The following is a 19,528-nucleotide window of genomic DNA, read 5'->3' as shown; positions in this document are numbered from 1 at the left end:
TATTATGATTGTGTGACCACGTCACCTTTATTCTGTTCTGCTTTTGCCGCGTAGCGGTTTGCTAACATCGCACAGTAGAAAATTTGCATTGGGTGATAAAGCATAATTGGCAGCAATAACATCCCTAAACGTGGGTCGGCACCAAAAATAACCTTGGCCATTGGAATACCGGCAGCCAATGTTTTCTTCGTACCACAGAACACAGCAGCAACTTCATCTGGTAACGCAAAATGACAACGACGTGCCCCCCACTGGATCAAGTGCACCATGACCATTAAAACAACGAAACACGCAATAATCGATGTGGCCAATAATCCAATGGAAAATTGCGACCAAATGCCATTATTGACCGAATCACAAAACGCGTTATACACAATCAAAATGATCACGTATTTATCCACTTTACCAACGATTTTCTTATTTCGTGTTGCCCAATCAACCAAGTAAGGACGTAGCAACTGACCAAGAATCATTGGAACCAGTAACAATTTAGCAATGGAGATAACTGACGCCATTAAATCAATGTGCGCGCCGTGAAGCCCCATGAAAAGTTGAATCAGAGCGGGAGTGATAAATACGCCTAAGATAGAAGAAAGTGACGCATTAAATATTGCACCAGGTACATTACCTTTGCCCACACTGGTCATGGTCACTGAAGATGAGATAGTACTCGGTAGTACAAAAAGGTAACAGAAACCAAATGCTAATGCTGAAGGCATATAAGTAAGCATAGTATTGCCAAATAGTACCCACAAGAGTGGATAGACGGCAAAAGTCGCTAATTGGATATAGATGTGCATTTTCCAATTGGCGACCCCTTCTTTGATCGCTTTAGGGGATAAGCCCAAACCGTGGAGAAAGAAGACAATGGCAATACCCAGCTCGGTCACATAGTTAAGCTCTAAAACACCGCCAGTTTTGCCAATATTAGGGGTCAAAATGGCTAAACCAATGGCGATAACCATGCCAACGAGAAACCACTCTTTCTTAATTTTTGCTATTACATTCATACCAAAGATTTTTATCCATATTACAACGTGATATGACACGTCTGTTGATTATTCCACTTCATTTAGTGCAGCGTAGTTGTGGCTAATGTTACGACTTTGTTTCACCGCTTCGCTACCTAGTTGACGATACACTTTATTGACTAAATAAGATATCAAACTCATAGGAACGGCATAACTATCTAGCGGCGCTTGATTATTCATTTGGCACATCAAAAAGTGTTGGCATTTATTGGCATATTGTTGGCCTGATTGATCGGTGATTAATAAACCCGGTTTGTCTGCCAAAAATTCCACTAAACGAGAAAAATGCTCAACTCGGCGACGAATACCAAACAACACAACAAAATCGTCACATCCAATGGTACTGATGTCCTCACCCAATGTCTGCCCTGGTAAGGGTAATAATGATACGTTTGCTCGACATTGCATCAGTTGTTGACGAAAATGCATGGCTAATGGATAACTATTTCGATACCCAATCACCACCACACGTTTCGCTTGAATTAGCTGCTCAACGACGGCAGAGACGTCCATTGTCGATAACTGTGACCATAAATTTTCTAACGCGGCCATCTCTTGGCGAATGGCGGCATCTTCCACCGTCGATGAAGTAATCACCGGCACGCCTTTTTCACGTTCGTCAATCAACTCTCTACGCAGTGCCATATGATCATCGTAGCCAAGTTGACGAATAAATCGACTGACACTGGTTTTAGACACTTCACACGCATCGGCTATTTCCGCCGTCGATAGCATTAAGATCTTTTCCGGATTACCTTGTAAATAATCAGCAACCCGACGACTGCTCTGGGTTAAGCGTTCGTAATGCTGCGTGATACGCTCACTGAGTGAATGTTGATTGGATGTCATTCCTCTACCTATTTCTTTGATATTGTTTTAATCCAGCGATGATTCTTAACGCACTGCCGCTAGGAAACTTTGTAATTCCGGTGTCTGTGGGTTAGCAAATACCGTTTCACTATGGCCTTGTTCCCACACTTTGCCTTGGTTCATAAACACCACACGGTCGCCGACATCACGAGCAAAATTCATTTCATGGGTGACCAAGATAAGAGTCATCCCTTCTTGCTTTAACTGTTCTAACACTTTGAGGACTTCACCGACTAATTCAGGATCAAGCGCTGAGGTGATCTCATCACATAACAACACTTTTGGTGACATAGCGAGCGATCGCGCGATCGCCACACGCTGCTGCTGACCGCCAGATAAATTGGTTGGGTAAGCATCAAACTTATCCCCTAGCCCAACTTTTTCTAATAACGCTTTGGCTTGTTTTTCACATTCACTTGGGCTTTTTCTTAGCACCAATTTAGGTGCCAGCATAACATTTTCACCTACAGTCATATGAGGGAAGAGATTAAAACTTTGAAATACCATTCCCACACTACGGCTGAGTAAACGCAATTTGTAATCGTCGTTTTCAACCGCTTGGCTATCTACCACAATCGCGCCTTGTTGGTAATCTTCTAAGCCATTCATACAACGTAATAAGGTACTTTTACCCGATCCACTGCGACCGATAATAGATACGACTTCCCCTTGCCCAATCTTAAGATCGACACCTTTAAGGACGTGGTTTTCACCGTAGTATTTATGGACTTGTTCAACACTAACGACTGACATTTTGACGTTTCTCCAGATGACGAGCTAACGCAGAAAGCGGAAAGCAAATAATGAAATAGATGATAGCGACGAAGGCAAAGACCTTAAATGGTTGAAATGTCGCATTATTTAGCATGGTACCGGCCTTAGTCAGTTCAACGAAGCCGATGATAGAAGCGAGCGCGGTTCCTTTCACAATCTGTACCGAAAAACCAACGGTAGGCGCTATCGCTAGCTGAGCCGCTTGCGGTGCGATCACGTAACGCATGGTATCTAAATAGGTTAAACCTAGCGTGCGGCACGCCTCCCACTGCCCTTTGGGCAACGCCTCGATACAGCCACGCCAAATGTCGTGAAAGTATGCACTGCTATATAAAGTTAAAGCGATGATGGCCGCAGTCCAAGCACTGACTTCAATGCCAAACAGGGACAAACCAAAGAAACACAAAAACAGCTGCATCAACAGTGGTGTGCCTTGAAACAACTCTACATACAATTGAATAACTCTACCAAACGCAACATGTTTAGAGCTGCGCAAAACAGTCAGCAGTAATCCGATAACACCACCACCAATAAAGGCGACCAAGGATAAGGCAATGGTCCAGCGTGCTGCCATCAATAAACTTCTCAAAATATCCCAATCAGTAAATTGCATCATAATTAGCGGCCTCTATAACGATGGGTTCTTAAATAGCACGCGTTTAATGACAGCAAATAGCTGACGCATGATGACGGCAAGGACGAGATAAATCAGAGCAGTAACAATATAAGATTCAAAACTTAGGAAACTGCGCGACTGAACAAAGTTAGCGGCAAAAGTCAGATCTTCCACCGAAATCTGCGATACCACCGCAGAGCCTAACATCACGATGATGCATTGACTGACCAACGAAGGATACACACGCTGATACGCTGGAGGTAACACGATACGGGTAAATACCTGCATCCGAGTTAAGCCCAACGTTTGCCCCGCTTCCCATTGACCTTTCGGTGTCGCATCGATGCCTGAGCGTAAAATCTCAGCACTATAAGCGCCTAAGTTAATGATCATGGCAATTAAGCCTGCTTCCCACGCGCTTAATTTCAACCCTAATGCGGGTAGACCGAAAAAGATAAAAAACAGCTGCACAATAAATGGCGTATTACGAATAATCTCAATATAGGTCGCGCAAACCCCTTTTAAGAAGTTATTGCGACTGGTTTTGATCGCCGCACACGCAGTACCTAGTGCTAGGCCACCAACGGTCGAGATCACAGTGAGCTCTACCGTGGTGCCAAGCCCTGCCACGAACTGTGGCAGGTAGGGAGTTAATCCGGAAAAATTTAACTGGTAACTCATGACAATCGCCTAATCTCTTATGCGCCTAAGTTTTTTGGAAATGGCGCTTTTAGCCATTTTTCAGAAAAGCCTTCTAACACACCTTGCTGTTTCGCTTGTTTAATCAGGCTATTCACTTTGTTAAGCAGTTCTGGTTCGCCTTTCATTACCCCAACGAAACATGGTGAGTTCTTCAACATAAATTTCGCTTTAGGCGCTTTGTCAGGATAACGATTAGCAATTTCTGTCACCACGAGGTTACCCGTTGCGATAAGGCTAACTTGACCAGATAAGTATGACGCCAACGTTGAGTTGTTATCTTCAAAACGTTTAATGGTAGTGGTTTGAGGAACTAATTTGCTCAACACCAAATCTTCAACAGAACCTCGCGTCACCGCGATAGTTTTACCCGCTAAATCCGATGCCTGAGTGACTTTTTCACCCTTTTGACCAAATACACCTAAGTAAAATGGCGCATACGCATCGCTAAAGTCGATCACTTTTGCTCGCTCTTTGTTTTTTCCCATGCTGGAGATAACCAAATCCACTTTACCTGTTTGCAGATAAGGAATACGGTTAGCACTAGTCACCGGCACCAGTTTCACTTTGACATTAAGTTGTTTCGCTAAATAATTCGCCATATCAATATCATAACCATGTGGCTGCATATCGGTACCAATAGAACCGAATGGCGGAAAATCTTGTGGTACGGCTACTTTTAGCACGCCACTTTTTTCGACTTTATCCAGTTGGTTTGCCTGGGCACTCGAGACACCAAGTAATAACCCGAGGGCCATGGCTGCTGTCGCAACACGTTTCATTAGTTTCATCCGTTGACTCCTTCCGTATTGTTTTGAAACGATTGAACCAATTACTTTATTTAAAGCAACGAATGTGCCAGAACAATTAAAAACATAGCTTATTGCTATATTTCAATAAGTTAAGGGATAAACCTAAATATTAGGTCGACTAGCCATCGCATTCACTGGAAACTATTGGTGCAATATTTAATTTTTATGGTGCAATCGTTTCATCTCCGCACCAAAAAAGAGCTCACATTAGGTGAGCTCAGAAAATTCATTCCTTATTGTTGTGCTTTGGCCATATTGGTTGTTCCATTTGTTTCCGTTTCGCTATGACTTTCTACTTCCATCAAATAACGATAAAAGACCGCAGCACAGCCTCCCCCGATAAATAGCGCATAATTAGCCAAATCATGGACAAAAAATGTGGCAACAATTGCAATCACGCCCGCGGCAACCAAGGCATACACGCTCTTCATATTAATGCCATTTTGGTACCAATAAAGACCTTGAGGCGATTCTGTATATAACGATGCCACATCAATTTTTCCGCGTTTAATTAAGTAATAATCAACGATAATGATGCCGTACAAAGGACCAATAAATGCACCAAGGATATCCACGGTGTAGTGAATAACCTCCGGATTATTAAACAAGTTCCAAGGCGTTAATAACACCGACCCAACCGCAGCAATTAATCCCCCCGTACGGAAGCTGATCTTTTGTGGTGAGACATGAGAGAAGTCAAATGCTGGCGCAACAAAATTTGCGACGATGTTGATGCCAACCGTTGCAAAAATAAATGTCAGCGCCCCAAGCACAGTGATCATGCCACTATCCAAACGTTTTACGGTTTCGACTGGATCCGTCACCATTGAACCAAATACAGGAATAGAGGCCGATACAATAATGACACTGAAAGCAGAGAACAGGACAAAATTGAGCGGTAACCCCAACCAGTTACCTAACTTCAATTTGTTATAGCTTTGGCAATAACGCGAGAAATCACTGAAGTTCAAGGTTGGACCGGCGAAATATCCAGCCACCAACGCAGCGGCAACGATCATTTGTCCGATAGACTGCCAACCAGTCAGTTCTTTGCTCCCCAAATTGAATGAAATCGCATCCCAGCCCGCTTTGTCGATCATATAGATACACAATGCGAACATGGCGATATAGATCGCTGGCCCAGACCAATCGATCACTTTACGAATCATGTCGATACCGAACATAAAGACAATGGCTTGCAGGACCCACATAGCGAGAAATCCGGTCCAACCAAGATAGGAAAGCCCTAAAAAGCTTGAATCCGCCAAACTCGCCATCGAAGGGAAAAAGTAGAGCAATAAAATGATAAAAGAGCTGGAGGCCAAAAAGGTTTGAATACCATACCAAACCACAGCAATTAACCCGCGAATCACCGCTGGTATATTCGCGCCAAACACCCCAAATGACATACGAGCAATCACAGGGAATGGCGCTCCCGCTTGCTGGCCCGGTTTCCCCATTAAATTGGCAAACACCATTACAACCATGATCCCTACCAACAAACTGATAAATACTTGAATGCCGTTCAGACCTAACGCGAACAAACTGGCAGCAAAAACATAGCCGCCAACACTGTGAATATCCGACATCCAAAATGCAAAAATACTATACCACCCCCATTTTTGTTCTTTATCAGGGAGTAAATCATCATTACTCAGGCGAGCACTGACTGGGCGTTCCTTGTCCATTTCATTCTTCCTTTCTAAATTGTATACAATATCCGATACAAATTTATTCAAGGAATATGCCAATGAGTGCAAAGTTAGACATGCCAAGGGTGTAAGGCTGTCACCAACGTTTATATAGTGATGTTCTGCACCAAAACACACCACTTACGCCCAACAAAGGCGCATAATAATGCGGTTTACTGAGCAAGCAATAGCGCAATTTAGGCCGCACCGTCCTACTTGCCGACAAGTAAAATGGTATACATCTTGCTTTATTTTAATGAGAAATATTGTATACAAAATAACAATGAGACTAGTCATGTCAAACGACGATAAGATTTACCAGAAGATATTAACTGCCATTGTCGAGCACCAATTACCCCCAGGTGAGCGTCTTCCTGAAGATAAATTGTCTGAAGCATTCGGCGTTAGCCGTACGGGGATTCGCAAAGTGTTGCAACGTTTAGCCTTAGAACGGTTTGTTGTGATTCAACCGAACAAAGGGGCGCATGTAAATCGCCCTACTCGTCAAGAATCGGAAGAAGTGCTTGATAGTCGCATCATGCTTGAATCACTTCTGATTCCATCTATTGCACAACAGTGGACTAAGAAACAATCGCGCCTATTTCGCACCATGGTCGAACAAGAAAAGCAGGCAGACCTCGATAAGGACATGGCGAAATCCATTCGTTTGACGGCCCAATTTCACTATGAACTTGCCTACCTTGGTCATAACCAAATTATTGCTGAGTTTATCGAACAGCTCTGTTATCGCTCGTCTTTGGTCATCGCGGCTTACGGCAGTCGTGATAGCGTCTGCTGTGATAGTAGTGATCATGTCGAATTGCTGGATTTGTTTGACCAAGGAAACGTCGAACAAGCGCAAGCATGGATGACAAGGCACCTGACTCACGTAAAAGAATCAATAAACCTTGAAGGCAGCAATGATGGACAAGTCGATTTCCATCAACTGTTTTCTGATACTCAAAAACAACAATAACTGATATCCAAGGAGTGGTTATGCGGATTCAGGTGATAAATCCCAACACGTCTCAGGGCATGACAGACAAAATTGCGACGGCAGCAAAAGCCGTCGCATTATCAAACACCACCATTATTGCAACTCAACCACAACACGGACCCAGTACCGTTGAATCTGCATTTGATGAGATCATTGCTAGTGCAGCGTTAATGGACGAAATTCAAACTGGAATTGAACATGACGTTGATGCCCATATCATTGCATGCTTTGGCGATCCTGGCCTAGATGCAGCGAGAGAACTCAGCTCTGTTCCCGTTATTGGCATCGCTGAAGCTGCATTTCATATGGCGAGCTTAATCACACGCCGTTTCAGTGTCGTCACAACCATGAGCAGTACTTTACCTACAGCCCATCACCTACTTGATCGTTACGGCTTTAGCCAAATGTGTGCGAGTGTTCGCGCCACCGATATTCCGGTAAAAGAATTAGAATCAATGACTTCAACGCTTTATTCCGCGTTATATCATGAATGTTTATTAGCGATTAATGATGATGGCGCTGAAGCCATCGTACTCGGATGCGCGGGCATGGCCGATCTGGTGGCTCGCTTAAGTAGTGCGTTGAACGTCCCTGTGATTGATGGTGTAGCAGCAGCCGTTAAGTTAGCAGAATCGCTCGATCAACTTGGGCTGCGCACAGCAAAATCCGGTTTTTACGCCGCCCCGAAACCTAAAGCGTTTGTCGGTCGCTATCAACATTGGTCCAAAGAATAATGTCTACCCTCAAAACCTAATGAGGACAGACACCAATAACAACACGACGCCCGACCTTTACTTGAATGGTCGAGTAAAAGAATAAGGAAATTCTATGCAAAGCAAGAACCCAAGTAACCCTCGTGACTACGTTGGCTATGGCCGCGATAATGTTCCCGATGCCAACTGGCCTAATCAAGCTAAAATCGCCATTCAGTTTGTATTGAATTATGAAGAAGGTGGCGAAAATTGTGTATTGCATGGTGACGAGCACGCAGAAACGTTTCTGTCAGAAATGTACGGAGCAGAAGCGTATAAAGATCGCCATATGAGTATGGAATCGCTCTATGAATACGGTTCACGTGCTGGCGTATGGCGCATTTTAAATGAGTTCAAAAAGCGTGATTTACCACTGACTATTTTCGGTATTGCGACTGCGCTAGAACGCAACCCAGAGGTCGTAAAGGCGATAAAAGAGCAAGACTACGACGTTGTTTGTCACGGTTTAAAATGGATTCACTATCAAGATATGCCGCTCGAGCAAGAGCGTGCTCATATGCAGCAAGCCATTGAACTGCACGAACGCTTATTAGGTAAAAAGCCGATGGGCTGGTATACCGGACGCGATTCCCCTCGCACACGTCAATTGGTCGCAGAGCAAGATTGCCTACTTTATGATTCAGATTACTATGGTGATGACCTGCCTTTTTGGATGCCAGTTACGACATCACCCGATAGCACTGCCAGTAAACCACATTTGATCATTCCTTATACCTTAGACACCAATGATATGCGTTTTGCCTCACCCTATGGTTTTAGTCATGGCGAAGAGTTCTTCCAGTACCTCAAGGCCAATTTTGATTGCCTATATGAGGAAGGAGAAACGAAACCTAAAATGATGTCAATTGGCATGCATTGCCGTATGTTGGGTAAACCAAGTCGCTTTATGGCGTTGAAGAAGTTTCTTGATTACGTGCAATCCCACGATAAAGTTTGGATCGCATCACGTCGGGAGATTGCCGAGCACTGGATAGAGTATCATCCCGCTGATTAAAACAACTGAATACAACACACTTGCTCTTATTCCCAGCAGAGCAAGTGTTTATACCCAGTAACATCTATCAAATCTTAGTTAATCATAAACTAGATGATAATCATCGATTTATTAACCTGCCTCGTTGCCCATAAATGCACACAGTTGCACCATAACGGTGGAAAATAACTCGCGTCAGTTTTATCACTGTCCTTAAGCCCCTGATTTAACTTGACCATATGGTTAAAAATTTATGGCACATCGTTTGCTACAGTTCTTCCTGAAAGAATGTCAACAATATTGTATACAAGGAAGTATTTATGTCAGCAAATAACAAGGTAGATAATGCCGACGATCATGATTTGATCTACGCCTTAGATGATAAACCCGCTATCGGCCCTGCCATTTATGCAGGGCTACAACATGTTCTTGCCAGCTTTGTGGGAATTATTACCCCAACGCTCATTATCGGTGGCGTATTAGGACTGGGTAGTCATGTCCCTTATTTAATCAGTATGTCGCTGGTTGTCTCAGGGGTTGGTACCTTTATTCAAGCACGCCGAATTGGACCAATTGGCTCTGGGATGATTTGTGTACAAGGTACAAGCTTTGCGTTTCTCAGTTCTGTGCTTGCCGCTGGGTTTCTTGCTAAATCTCAGGGCGCTGGGCCAGAAGGTATCCTCGCCATGATCTTTGGTGTTTGTTTTGTGGGAGCTTTTATTGAGATTATTTTGTCTCAATTTATCGGTAAGCTACATCGTATCGTGACGCCGGTGGTCACTGGCATTGTCGTGACGACCATCGGTATTTCCCTGATCAAAGTGGGCATGACCGATCTCGCCGGTGGTGTTGGCGCTGCTGATTTTGGCCAATGGCATAATCTAATTTTAGGTGGCGTTGTTTTGGCCGTGATCATTGTTTTGTATCGTTCTAATCACCTTATGGTGCGCCTGTCTGCTATTTTAGTTGGGATGTTAGTAGGCTATATCACAGCGGCTATCATGGGGATGGTCGATTTTACAAACGCTTTTAATCAACCTTTATTGAGTATTCCCGTACCGTTTAAATATGGTTTTGATTTTGATTGGTACGCCTTTATTCCGATTGCTGTGATTTATACCATTACTGCCATTGAATCGACTGGAGATTTAACCGCCAACTGCCTTATCACAAAGTTGCCTGTTACTGGTCCAGCCTACTTTAAACGCATCCAAGCCGGTATTTTAGGCGATGGATTTAATTCACTATTGGCATCGGTATTTAATACATTTCCAAATACAACCTTTAGCCAAAATAACAGTGTTATCCATTTAACAGGCATTGCCAGTCGCTATGTGGGCTACTTTGTCGGCATCATTTTATTCATGTTGGGCCTATTTCCTATCATTGGGGGCATCTTAACGACCATTCCCAAACCCGTGATAGGCGGTGCGACATTAGTCATGTTCGGCACTGTCGCCGCCGCTGGGGTTAAAATTATTGCTCAAGAGCAGCTAGATCGTCGTAACCTCATGATTCTTGCCGTTTCATTTGGTTTAGGCTTGGGCGTTATGCTTGTGCCTGAAGTGATGAAAGAGATGCCAAAAGTCATTCAAAGTGTATTCGGCTCAGCGGTCACCACCAGCGGTATTGCCGCTATCGTGATGAGTATCATTCTGCCAAATCCAAAAGCAAAAACAGAATCTGATTTAGAACGCCGAGCCGCGAAAGAAGAGAGCTTACCTGCTGCAGCCATGCAAAAAATTAGCTAAAGCACAGTGTTAAGTTTCTTTACTCAACAACTAACAAGGCCGAATCTAATGATTCGGCCTTGCATATGAAACATACAAAAAAAAGTTTATAACGGTTTAGGTAGCTCTAGGCCATTATCTTCCATTTTTGCCATTCGGTTATACATGGCATGCGCCGCATCAATAAAAGGCATGGCAAGCACTGCGCCAGAACCTTCACCCAAACGCATTTCCATATCGATAAAAGGTTTTAGTTGCAGTTCTTCAAGCGCTAATGAGGCCCCTTTCTCAGCAGATCGATGCGACGGAATCAGATAATCCCACACATTTGGTGCAATTTTACACGCCAACAATGCCGCGGCATAAGAAAGAAAACCATCTAATACAACCGGCACCTGCTTACTTGCGCCACCTAAAATCACCCCGGTCATACCGGCTAAATCGAACCCACCTACTTTGGCGACAATATCGATAGGATCGGTTGGATTAGGACAATTGACGTCGAGAGCCTGACGCACAACCTCAATTTTGTGCTCAATACGATCACTTGGGAAATTAGCACCAAGACCAACCACTTCGGTCGGTTCTTGATTGGTAATCGCGCACACCATGGCAGCAGCGGCGGTTGTATTGCCAACACCTAATTCACCGATACCAATGGCTTTTAACCCCTCAGAATCAATGCATTGGCTCACATAGTCAGCACAATCGACGATTAATTTTTCAGCCACTTCAGCACTCATCGCAGCCCCTTTAGCAATATTGCCCGAGCCGCGTGCCACTTTAAAATTCGTCACGCCGGGTAACACATCGCTATCAATGCCCACATCCACCATTTCGACTTTGACTCGATTGGCAAATGCGAGCGCAGCCACACCAGTCACACCTTTAACCGTGTTAATAGCTTGAATTGCGGTGACTTCACGCGGGGAAACGGCGATATCTTCTTCATAAACGCCATGATCGGCCCCCATGACAAAGATTTTTTTGGGTCCGATGTCCCAGTGCGTGGTGCGATAAATTGCCGATAACTGGCAAGCCAGTTGTTCTAATTGACCTAAACTGCCTACAGGTTTGAACAGTCTTGATACATGATGTTCTGCTAGTGTGCGAACTTCATCATCAACCGGGATAATACTTTGCGCTAACGTGGTTAGTGACGTCATTAGCGATTCTCCTAAGAACTACGTCGTGTTACGACTAAGACGTTATACGCCAATCATACTCGCAACAATCAGTAAAACTATGACTTCAAACAATTCATTACCTGCTCCAAGTGTGTCACCAGTCTGTCCACCTAAGTAGTGATGAACATATTGGCGATACCCCAAACTGAACAAGTAAGCCACGATAAATACTGCAATACCTATGCCGCCCACAGCCCAACACACTAAAATTAATCCTACGACGAGCGTAATCCAGAAATGTTGACGAGTAATTTTACCAATAAATACATTACCTAAGCCATTTTCACGCGCATAAGGCTGGTTATACATAAGAACGGTCATCAAAGCACGACTAAGAGCTGGTGCGGCAATCAACACACTAAACGCCATTTGCGGCGCTTGGGTTAACAACTGCGCAACCACAACCACTTTCAACACCAGAACAAAAATCAACGCCAATGCACCATGAGTCCCGATGCGGCTATCTTTCATGATCTCTAACATCCGCTCGCGCACCCGAGCAGAAAAAATACCGTCGCAGGTATCGGCGAGACCATCAAGATGTAATCCCCCTGTTGCGATCGCAAGAGTTAGCACATAAATCACTGCGGCGATAAATGGACCCAGATGTAACCAAGTGAGTGCAACATGGGTGAAAAAGGCACCAAGCGCACCAAGGATCACCCCAATCCACGGGAAAAAAACAATGCCTTTGTATGATTCTTTAAACTCGAAGCCTTCAGTCCAATGTTGCGGAACAGGCAAGCGACTCATAAATTGCAAGGTCGCGAAAAACAGTTTCATGCTTCAATATCCTTTGCCAGTGTCAATGTGAAATCATCCATGATGCGGTAAATGGCTTCCATATCAAGGACTTTTTCTAATTCGACAGCCAGAAGGTCAAATTGTTCGCGTTTGTATTGGGAATAGTCAAATACATCATCAGCAAGCGGCTCTAACCCTTTGTTAACCCGTAAATGATTCAGTAAATAACGCGTGTAAGCACCATCATCAAACAGACCATGAATATAGGTGCCAGCAACATGACCACTTAGGTTAATCGCCCCATCATTTAGCGTGACATTGTCACTATTACGTTGCTCTATTTGAATAAATGGACGGGCATCAGGGCCAAGTTCGGTTTCTCCCATATGGATTTCGTAACCTGAAATAGAGTGGGAAATACCATTAAAGAAACCGTGACCTTTTAACGTCTGTGCCACGACCTGAGTCGCGTGTTTGTCTTGCTTAAACTGCGTGACACAATCTAATAAACCAAGACCAGGCATGGAATCGATGCCGGATTCAACCCCATCAATAATGGTATGCCCGAGCATTTGGTAACCACCACAAACGCCCAAAACAGGTGTGTGATGATTAGCAAGTGCGACAATCGCATCACTCATACCAATTTGATTAAGATGCGCCAAATCAGCGAGCGTGTTTTTACTGCCTGGCAAAATCACTAAATCGGGTTGACCCAGTTGACCTGGGTGCTGCACATAACGTAACTGCACATCTGGCTGCGCAGCCAACGCATTGAAATCGGTAAAATTAGAGATCCGCGGCAAGCTTACTACGGCAATATCAAGTTTATCTTGAGCGTGATGAATACCTAATTGGTGGCGCAATTTCTCTGGCTGCAGCGCAACACCATCTTCTTCTTCTAAATCCACATCAAGGTACGGTACAACCCCAATGACAGGAACCCCAGTGAGTTTTTCAATCTGTTTCAGACCCGATTCTAATAACGCGACATCACCACGGAATTTATTGATGATGACCCCTTTCACGCGACGCTTTTCTTCTGGTCTAAGCAATTCGATCGTCCCGTAAATAGAAGCGAAAACACCACCGCGATCAATATCGGCGACCAAAATAACTGGCGCATTCACAAGTTCTGCCATCCCCATATTCACGATATCGCGATCGCGCAGATTAATTTCTGCTGGGCTACCTGCCCCTTCAAGCACAATGGTATCGAAGTCGCGCGCTAACGAACTGAAGGCTTGAAAGACTTGTTGCTGCAACTTGGGTTTGTATTCATGGTAAGTTACCGCTTCCATGTTATCGAATACTTTACCCATGATAATAACCTGAGAACGTCGCTCTCCTGTCGGTTTAAGCAATACTGGATTCATGCGCACATCTGGCTCAATCCCCGCCGCTTCGGCCTGAAAGATTTGCGCACGTCCCATTTCTTCACCGGAGCGAGTGATACCGGAATTTAACGCCATATTCTGAGCTTTAAACGGAGTGACCCTGTCACCTTTTCGCTGCAATATCCGACATAGTCCAGCCACTAATATGCTTTTACCCACATCCGATGCCGTCCCCTGAATCATGATTGCTCGGCTCATTCTTTACCTTCCATTATTAGCTCAGTATTGGCGTTCATTGCGATTATGCATTCCACGCTCGGTTAACGACGATAGTCGAAAAGTACGGTAACTTAGCCTGCTCATCAACACTTGCCAAGTCTCGATAGGTGATTTCTGTTGCCATTGATGCGTTTGCCATCAATACCGCATGCTTTAGTAACCCAAGCTCAGCTAATAAAGACCGAATTTGATTGAATCGACCATATACTTTCATTAACACCACACATTCGTGATTTTGCAAAGCAGCACTTAACACATCAGGTTCAGCCGTGCACGACATCACCGCCATTGATTGTTGTTCCATTGCCAGAGGGAATTGGGCTGCAGAAGCAATGCATGAATAAGAAGAAATGCCCGGAATCATTTCCATATCCAACGGTGATCCATCCGCCAACACTTTGCCTTGCAAACGTGCAAGCAAAAATACCCAAGTACTGAACAGCATACTGTCGCCAAGCGTAACAAACCCGACTTGTTTCCCCGCTTGCACATCTTGTTCAATATCGGCAGCCACTTGATCCCATACCGCCTGCTTTTCACCCGCATCCGCCGTCATAGGGAAATGACGTTCTTCAATCACCACTTGTTCACCCAAGTATTCGCGTACAATCGATAGCGCCAAGCTGTCGCCACCTTTTTTCCCGGCGGGTGCGTAGAGTACGTCTAACGTTTCTAGCAAACGCGCCGCACGAACCGTGATTAAATCGCTTGCACCAGGGCCCGTACCAATTGCATATAACTTACCTGCCATTACGCCGCCTCCTGCGCATCAGTGATAGCATCGGCGAGATGCTGGACAAACATGTCACGAATGAGTGGGTTTTCACCCAAGCCTTGGACAATCGGCATCGCCTCAATCCCCGCTTCGATAAGCTGAGTTTTCCACGAATCCTCTTCGTCTGACGCCATATCATTAATGGCATGATCGCCAGCGACCAACATCAGCGGCATCAGGTATGCTTTCTTCACGTTTTGTGCTTTTAAGCGATCGATCAATGTATCGATTTCAGGATAACTTTCTACCGCGCCGACCATCATCGGTAATCCTTTTGCCGTCAGCATATGGTCTAAGCAAGCATAAGTAGAAAATGTATAGTGAGTAGTGCCATGACCCATAAGCACCAGGCGCTCAACACTTTGCAGCGTTGGACATTGATGCTCCAATGCGGTGATCAGCTGTTCGTAATCTGCATGGGAAGTTAATAATGGCTGACCAAAATCCAGACGTGTGAATTTGTCTTGATACGCATTGACTTGTGTCGCGACTTTCTCGTATTCATCACCATTAATGATATGCAGCGATTGAACTAATACATCCTCATAACCTTGCTCATAAAGCGCTTGCAACGCTTGTTGCGGGTTATTGATGTGCAAATTGTCACGGCGAGCGAGTTTTTTAATGATCATGTAGGACGTAAACGCGCGGAAACAATCACGATCAGGGTGCGCAGCTGCTAAGGTTTGTTCACAGGCAACAATGTTTTTTTCTAACGCTTCGGGGTAACTGGTGCCAAAACTGATCACTAATAGGGCTTTTTTCATCATATCGGTCCTAATTGCCGATGCCACGCTGCAGCCATTCGCTACACGCGGTTATGTCTTGAATAATTTTACAATACTCGCCCACCAACACAGGTTTAGGGCGAGAAATAACAATACATGGAATGCCTTGCTCCACGCAGGGCTGGACTTTATCGAGAAATCCTCCCGCTTGGCCGGACTCTTTAGTCACCATTACATCAGGCAACAATGACGCATATAACGCCTGATTAAGCGCTCGACTAAATGGGCCTTTCATCGCCACAATATGATCAATGCCTAATCCCAACGCTTCACACTGAGCCAACACTTCTGCCGTTGGCAGGACACGCGCGATAATATGTTGCTCGGGTAACTGCTCACAAAACGTGGCTAAGTCTTTACTACCAGTGGTTAGCATCACTTTGTGCCATCCGCTTTGCTTGATTTTCTTGCAAGCATCATCCACCGAGGTCGCATCCATTAATAACGGATGAGTAAACGACTCACTTTTACGTTCAAAACGCACTAATGGCAGATTGATAGCATGACACGCAGTCATCACATTTTGCCGCAGTTCTTGCGCATAAGGATGGGCAGCATCTATCACCAATGAAATACGATTATCCTGCATCCAGTGACGCATTTGCTCGACATCCATACGCCCGACCAATAGTTCACCTTTAATGCCCTGAGCCATCTGCCGCCCAGCTTCTGTAGCAACTGAAAAGCTGTAATTCACCTCAGCCTTTTCCAACTCACCACACAGCGCCATTGAATCCGACGTTCCGCCAAACACCAACACACGGCCATTTTTTACGGGGACACACGCTTCAACACCCGAACCTTTTTCGGCATCCGTTACGGGGACACACGCGTTTAAATCAGCCTCCGTGGCAGAAGCGCTTAGCGGGACAGTCGCGTTAACCATCGCTTGGCAAGGCCCGTCATTACTCACAATTGGTATCCTCGTGGCGTCACCATTAATCCATTTTCGATGTAAGTTGAGCGATTGCCGACAATCACTAATGTGCGCATATCGACCAGTTCAAAATCCATTTCTGCAAGCGTAGTAATCCATTTTTCTTGTTTACGACGCCCTGCTTCTTTAACGATACCTACCGGTGTTTTTGGATCCGTAAAGGGCGCCATTAATTCAAATGCACGTTTTAAATGACCTTTACGACCACGACTACGTGGGTTGTAAAAACAGACGACAAAATCCGCTTCTGCTGCCGCTTTGACTCGTTTTTCTATCACTTCCCATGGCGTCAGCAAATCACTCAAACTGATATGACAAAAATCGTGCATTAGCGGTGCGCCCAGAACCGAGCCTGCTGCAATACTGGCGGTCATACCGGGAATCACCTTAACTTCGACATCCCACTTTTGCTGAGTAACCATCTCTAGAATCAGCCCCGCCATGCCGTAAATACCGGCATCACCGCTGCTGATGATCGCAACATTTTTACCTTCCTGAGCCAATTCCAGTGCCGTTGTGCAACGCTCAATCTCTTTACACATTCCTGTTTTGATCACAGTTTTATCGCCGATGATCGCTTTCATCAAATGGGTGTAAGTTTTGTAGCCGACAATCACATCAGACTCTTCAATGGCGCGGCGCGCTTCAAAAGTCATCATGTCCAAGCCACCAGGGCCTATGCCTACGACGTATAACATATTTTTTGTACTCCAAAGGTAAAGGTCATGCCTTGCTGTTTCACCGTTTCTCCAATTAAATTCCCTTGGCTAAGCAGCCATGCAGCAGGTTGAGAAACGGCGCCAACCCCCACGGTTTTTTTAACGAATTCGGACTCAGGCCCACTCCAACCAGATGCAGAAAGTTCACTCGCGCTGAAAAATTCAATTGGTGCTTGGTATTGCTCGGTTAAATTGAGCATGGCCGTTTCATTGCGCTTAACGTCAATACTGGCAAATTGTGCCACGGCCAATGGGTGCCAATGATGCGAATCCAATAACGATGAAAATGTTTGCGCCATCAGTTGCGGTTGAAGATCTTTACGGCATCCCATGCCGACAATAATACGGCGTGGTATCAGATGAAATGTCTCAGTATGCCAATTATGCACATTTGGTTTCATCGATAATTCAATCACATACTGACAATGATGCCGATCAATTTGCTCAAGCGATAACAGTTCGATACCGCGTGTGTCCTCGTTAGCGAGGTCGATTCCGGTTAACTCCAATGTATCGGGATCGCAGTACAAGCCGACGCTTTCACCACTCACTAACGCCTGATTCAGCGTTTTAATTGCGTCTCGGAAATGCTCTATCGTCCCGTTGACTCGCTTGGCTAACACATCAATCGCGCACACCTGATTGACATCAGTCGCTGTGGTAATTACCGGAGTAGCTCCAACACGAGCAGCTAATTGACAAGCCAGTTGATTTGCCCCACCAATATGCCCAGAAAGTAAGCTGATAACGTGCTGCGCTTTTTCATCCATCACCAATACCGCTGGGTCATGGAGTTTGTCTTGTACTAAAGGCGCAATGGTGCGCACGACAATGCCACAAGCACCGATGACAATAATCGCTTCATCACGAGAAAAAGCGAGGCGTAACGAGTTCGCAAACGAGCCTTCAAAGGCTCTAAAATGATCTTTTTGATATTTTTCCGCGCAGTAGCAAGTGACCGGCCACAATGCATGGATTTTGTCGGCCAACACCTGCCCACCAGGGGTAAGTGAAAATAGAGACACTCGCGGGGGATCAACGATACTCATGACTGAATTCCGCGTCATATAGCTTTGAGTAGTGATATTCTTCCCCGAGGAATTTCCCGACAAGGATCAGCGCTGTTTTGCGAATGCCCGCTTTAGTAACTTTGTCGGCAATCGTGGTTAAATCACCGCGAATAATCTGGCAATCTTCCCACGTGGCTTTGTAGACGACCGCGACAGGGGTATCGTCGGGATACCCGCCTTTGCTGAGCTGCGCGATGACCTGATTGATGCCTTGGACAGACAAGAAAATCGCCATCGAGGTTTGGTGCGCGGCAAAACGCTCAATCGATTCTAGTTCTGGTGTTGGCGTGCGACCCGCCATACGCGTAATCACTAAGCTTTGCGAAACTTCAGGTACGGTATATTCAATACCCAATTCGGAAGCGGCGCCAAGGAACGAGGACACACCCGCTACTGAGCGAAATCCGATGTTGTGTTTTGCTAGCTCTTCGCCTTGTTCACGAATGGAGCCATACAGGGACAAATCGCCGGTTTGCAAACGCACCACCAGCTTGCCATTTTTGACACCGTTTACCATTAACTCCGTGATTTGGTCTAAGTGCAGGTAAGCACTGTCGTGGCACTCTGCCCCATCTTTACAATATTCTAGGAGCTCTTTATTGATGAGAGAACCTGCGTAAATCACCACATCGGCTTGGCTCAGAATTTTGTAGCCTTTTAGAGTAATTAACTCAGGATCGCCAGGCCCTGCGCCAACAAAATAGACTAGAGATGCATCGAACATGG

20 protein-coding genes are annotated in these 19,528 nt (G+C 45.1%); 4 read left to right on the top strand and 16 right to left on the bottom strand.

Translation table 11 applies throughout. The features are described 5' to 3' along the window. Positions 1 to 2: 2 nt before the first annotated feature. The 7 genes from F9817_RS09225 to F9817_RS09195 all read right to left on the bottom strand — a co-directional run bounded on the left by F9817_RS09225 (position 3) and on the right by F9817_RS09195 (position 6,490). On the bottom strand, positions 3 to 1,010 hold the full coding sequence (locus F9817_RS09225) for a bile acid:sodium symporter family protein (RefSeq protein WP_161154717.1): 1,008 nt from the start codon (positions 1,008 to 1,010) through the stop codon (positions 3 to 5). A gap of 48 nt (positions 1,011 to 1,058) precedes the next feature. Then, positions 1,059 to 1,880, bottom strand: coding sequence for a MurR/RpiR family transcriptional regulator (locus F9817_RS09220; protein WP_161154715.1), 822 nt, complete (start codon positions 1,878 to 1,880; stop codon positions 1,059 to 1,061). A gap of 45 nt (positions 1,881 to 1,925) precedes the next feature. Next, positions 1,926 to 2,654: an amino acid ABC transporter ATP-binding protein gene (locus F9817_RS09215; RefSeq protein WP_161154713.1), complete on the bottom strand. Its 729-nt coding sequence runs from the start codon at positions 2,652 to 2,654 to the stop codon at positions 1,926 to 1,928. Further along, a complete protein-coding gene (locus F9817_RS09210) occupies positions 2,641 to 3,291 on the bottom strand; it encodes an amino acid ABC transporter permease (protein WP_161154711.1) in 651 nt (216 codons plus the stop codon). The genes F9817_RS09215 and F9817_RS09210 overlap by 14 nt, the downstream gene beginning before the upstream one ends. A 12-nt stretch (positions 3,292 to 3,303) precedes the next feature. Then, a complete protein-coding gene (locus tag F9817_RS09205; RefSeq protein WP_161154709.1) occupies positions 3,304 to 3,972 on the bottom strand; it encodes an amino acid ABC transporter permease in 669 nt (222 codons plus the stop codon). A gap of 17 nt (positions 3,973 to 3,989) precedes the next feature. Further along, positions 3,990 to 4,781, bottom strand: coding sequence for a transporter substrate-binding domain-containing protein (locus F9817_RS09200; RefSeq protein WP_161154707.1), 792 nt, complete (start codon positions 4,779 to 4,781; stop codon positions 3,990 to 3,992). A gap of 254 nt (positions 4,782 to 5,035) precedes the next feature. After that, positions 5,036 to 6,490 (bottom strand): NCS1 family nucleobase:cation symporter-1, encoded by a 1,455-nt coding sequence (locus F9817_RS09195; protein WP_161154705.1) that lies wholly within the window; start codon positions 6,488 to 6,490, stop codon positions 5,036 to 5,038. A gap of 298 nt (positions 6,491 to 6,788) precedes the next feature. On the opposite strand from F9817_RS09195, the gene F9817_RS09190 reads away from it, so the two are divergent. The 4 genes from F9817_RS09190 (at position 6,789) to F9817_RS09175 (ending at position 10,987) form a co-directional block, all read left to right on the top strand. After that, a complete protein-coding gene (locus tag F9817_RS09190; protein ID WP_161154703.1) occupies positions 6,789 to 7,469 on the top strand; it encodes a GntR family transcriptional regulator in 681 nt (226 codons plus the stop codon). Between the two features lie 20 nt (positions 7,470 to 7,489). Next, on the top strand, positions 7,490 to 8,224 hold the full coding sequence (locus F9817_RS09185) for an aspartate/glutamate racemase family protein (RefSeq protein ID WP_161154701.1): 735 nt from the start codon (positions 7,490 to 7,492) through the stop codon (positions 8,222 to 8,224). A gap of 94 nt (positions 8,225 to 8,318) precedes the next feature. Continuing rightward, positions 8,319 to 9,257, top strand: coding sequence for an allantoinase PuuE (gene puuE / locus F9817_RS09180; protein WP_161154699.1), 939 nt, complete (start codon positions 8,319 to 8,321; stop codon positions 9,255 to 9,257). 299 nt (positions 9,258 to 9,556) lie between these two features. Continuing rightward, positions 9,557 to 10,987: a nucleobase:cation symporter-2 family protein gene (locus tag F9817_RS09175; RefSeq protein ID WP_161154697.1), complete on the top strand. Its 1,431-nt coding sequence runs from the start codon at positions 9,557 to 9,559 to the stop codon at positions 10,985 to 10,987. Between the two features lie 86 nt (positions 10,988 to 11,073). On the opposite strand, the gene cobT is transcribed toward F9817_RS09175, so the two are convergent. From cobT to F9817_RS09130, 9 genes are read right to left on the bottom strand one after another with little or no spacing between them, the layout of a single operon-like run. Beyond that, positions 11,074 to 12,132 (bottom strand): nicotinate-nucleotide--dimethylbenzimidazole phosphoribosyltransferase, encoded by a 1,059-nt coding sequence (gene cobT, locus F9817_RS09170; RefSeq protein ID WP_161154695.1) that lies wholly within the window; start codon positions 12,130 to 12,132, stop codon positions 11,074 to 11,076. 42 nt (positions 12,133 to 12,174) lie between these two features. Further along, positions 12,175 to 12,936 (bottom strand): adenosylcobinamide-GDP ribazoletransferase, encoded by a 762-nt coding sequence (gene cobS / locus F9817_RS09165; RefSeq protein ID WP_161154693.1) that lies wholly within the window; start codon positions 12,934 to 12,936, stop codon positions 12,175 to 12,177. Beyond that, entirely contained in the window at positions 12,933 to 14,492 is a 1,560-nt protein-coding gene (locus F9817_RS09160) for a cobyric acid synthase (RefSeq protein WP_202436407.1), read from the bottom strand. Before F9817_RS09160 ends, cobS begins: the two co-directional genes overlap by 4 nt. 43 nt (positions 14,493 to 14,535) lie before the next feature. After that, a complete protein-coding gene (locus F9817_RS09155; RefSeq protein WP_161154691.1) occupies positions 14,536 to 15,264 on the bottom strand; it encodes a cobalt-factor II C(20)-methyltransferase in 729 nt (242 codons plus the stop codon). Beyond that, positions 15,264 to 16,058: a sirohydrochlorin cobaltochelatase gene (cbiK, locus tag F9817_RS09150; RefSeq protein WP_272918865.1), complete on the bottom strand. Its 795-nt coding sequence runs from the start codon at positions 16,056 to 16,058 to the stop codon at positions 15,264 to 15,266. Before cbiK ends, F9817_RS09155 begins: the two co-directional genes overlap by 1 nt. Before the next feature lie 7 nt (positions 16,059 to 16,065). Next, positions 16,066 to 16,989, bottom strand: a complete 924-nt coding sequence (cobK, locus tag F9817_RS09145) for a precorrin-6A reductase (protein ID WP_161154689.1) — start codon at positions 16,987 to 16,989, stop codon at positions 16,066 to 16,068. Further along, complete coding sequence (locus F9817_RS09140) at positions 16,986 to 17,711, bottom strand: precorrin-3B C(17)-methyltransferase (RefSeq protein WP_161154687.1); 726 nt, start codon at positions 17,709 to 17,711, stop codon at positions 16,986 to 16,988. The genes cobK and F9817_RS09140 overlap by 4 nt, the downstream gene beginning before the upstream one ends. Further along, on the bottom strand, positions 17,696 to 18,781 hold the full coding sequence (locus F9817_RS09135) for a cobalt-precorrin 5A hydrolase (protein ID WP_161154685.1): 1,086 nt from the start codon (positions 18,779 to 18,781) through the stop codon (positions 17,696 to 17,698). The genes F9817_RS09140 and F9817_RS09135 overlap by 16 nt, the downstream gene beginning before the upstream one ends. After that, positions 18,768 to 19,526: a cobalt-precorrin-4 methyltransferase gene (locus F9817_RS09130; RefSeq protein ID WP_161154683.1), complete on the bottom strand. Its 759-nt coding sequence runs from the start codon at positions 19,524 to 19,526 to the stop codon at positions 18,768 to 18,770. The genes F9817_RS09135 and F9817_RS09130 overlap by 14 nt, the downstream gene beginning before the upstream one ends. Between the last annotated feature and the right edge of the window lie 2 nt (positions 19,527 to 19,528).

Source organism: Vibrio eleionomae, assembly GCF_009874545.1.
Taxonomy (GTDB): domain Bacteria; phylum Pseudomonadota; class Gammaproteobacteria; order Enterobacterales; family Vibrionaceae; genus Vibrio; species Vibrio nitrifigilis.
This window is presented reverse-complemented; position numbering and strand designations above follow the sequence as displayed.

What these genes read in the sequence shown, in the direction of transcription:
- F9817_RS09135 (WP_161154685.1), bottom strand. Translation starts at nt 18,781, where the DNA reads ATGAGTATCGTTGATCCCCCGCGAGTGTCTCTATTTTCACTTACCCCT.
- F9817_RS09225 (WP_161154717.1), bottom strand. Translation starts at nt 1,010, where the DNA reads ATGAATGTAATAGCAAAAATTAAGAAAGAGTGGTTTCTCGTTGGCATG.
- cbiK (WP_272918865.1), bottom strand. Translation starts at nt 16,058, where the DNA reads ATGATGAAAAAAGCCCTATTAGTGATCAGTTTTGGCACCAGTTACCCC.
- F9817_RS09160 (WP_202436407.1), bottom strand. Translation starts at nt 14,492, where the DNA reads ATGAGCCGAGCAATCATGATTCAGGGGACGGCATCGGATGTGGGTAAA.
- F9817_RS09155 (WP_161154691.1), bottom strand. Translation starts at nt 15,264, where the DNA reads ATGGCAGGTAAGTTATATGCAATTGGTACGGGCCCTGGTGCAAGCGAT.
- F9817_RS09210 (WP_161154711.1), bottom strand. Translation starts at nt 3,291, where the DNA reads ATGATGCAATTTACTGATTGGGATATTTTGAGAAGTTTATTGATGGCA.
- F9817_RS09200 (WP_161154707.1), bottom strand. Translation starts at nt 4,781, where the DNA reads ATGAAACTAATGAAACGTGTTGCGACAGCAGCCATGGCCCTCGGGTTA.
- F9817_RS09215 (WP_161154713.1), bottom strand. Translation starts at nt 2,654, where the DNA reads ATGTCAGTCGTTAGTGTTGAACAAGTCCATAAATACTACGGTGAAAAC.
- F9817_RS09195 (WP_161154705.1), bottom strand. Translation starts at nt 6,490, where the DNA reads ATGGACAAGGAACGCCCAGTCAGTGCTCGCCTGAGTAATGATGATTTA.
- F9817_RS09175 (WP_161154697.1), top strand. Translation starts at nt 9,557, where the DNA reads ATGTCAGCAAATAACAAGGTAGATAATGCCGACGATCATGATTTGATC.
- cobS (WP_161154693.1), bottom strand. Translation starts at nt 12,936, where the DNA reads ATGAAACTGTTTTTCGCGACCTTGCAATTTATGAGTCGCTTGCCTGTT.
- F9817_RS09205 (WP_161154709.1), bottom strand. Translation starts at nt 3,972, where the DNA reads ATGAGTTACCAGTTAAATTTTTCCGGATTAACTCCCTACCTGCCACAG.
- F9817_RS09190 (WP_161154703.1), top strand. Translation starts at nt 6,789, where the DNA reads ATGTCAAACGACGATAAGATTTACCAGAAGATATTAACTGCCATTGTC.
- F9817_RS09220 (WP_161154715.1), bottom strand. Translation starts at nt 1,880, where the DNA reads ATGACATCCAATCAACATTCACTCAGTGAGCGTATCACGCAGCATTAC.
- F9817_RS09140 (WP_161154687.1), bottom strand. Translation starts at nt 17,711, where the DNA reads ATGTTATACGTCGTAGGCATAGGCCCTGGTGGCTTGGACATGATGACT.
- cobT (WP_161154695.1), bottom strand. Translation starts at nt 12,132, where the DNA reads ATGACGTCACTAACCACGTTAGCGCAAAGTATTATCCCGGTTGATGAT.
- puuE (WP_161154699.1), top strand. Translation starts at nt 8,319, where the DNA reads ATGCAAAGCAAGAACCCAAGTAACCCTCGTGACTACGTTGGCTATGGC.
- F9817_RS09130 (WP_161154683.1), bottom strand. Translation starts at nt 19,526, where the DNA reads ATGTTCGATGCATCTCTAGTCTATTTTGTTGGCGCAGGGCCTGGCGAT.
- F9817_RS09185 (WP_161154701.1), top strand. Translation starts at nt 7,490, where the DNA reads ATGCGGATTCAGGTGATAAATCCCAACACGTCTCAGGGCATGACAGAC.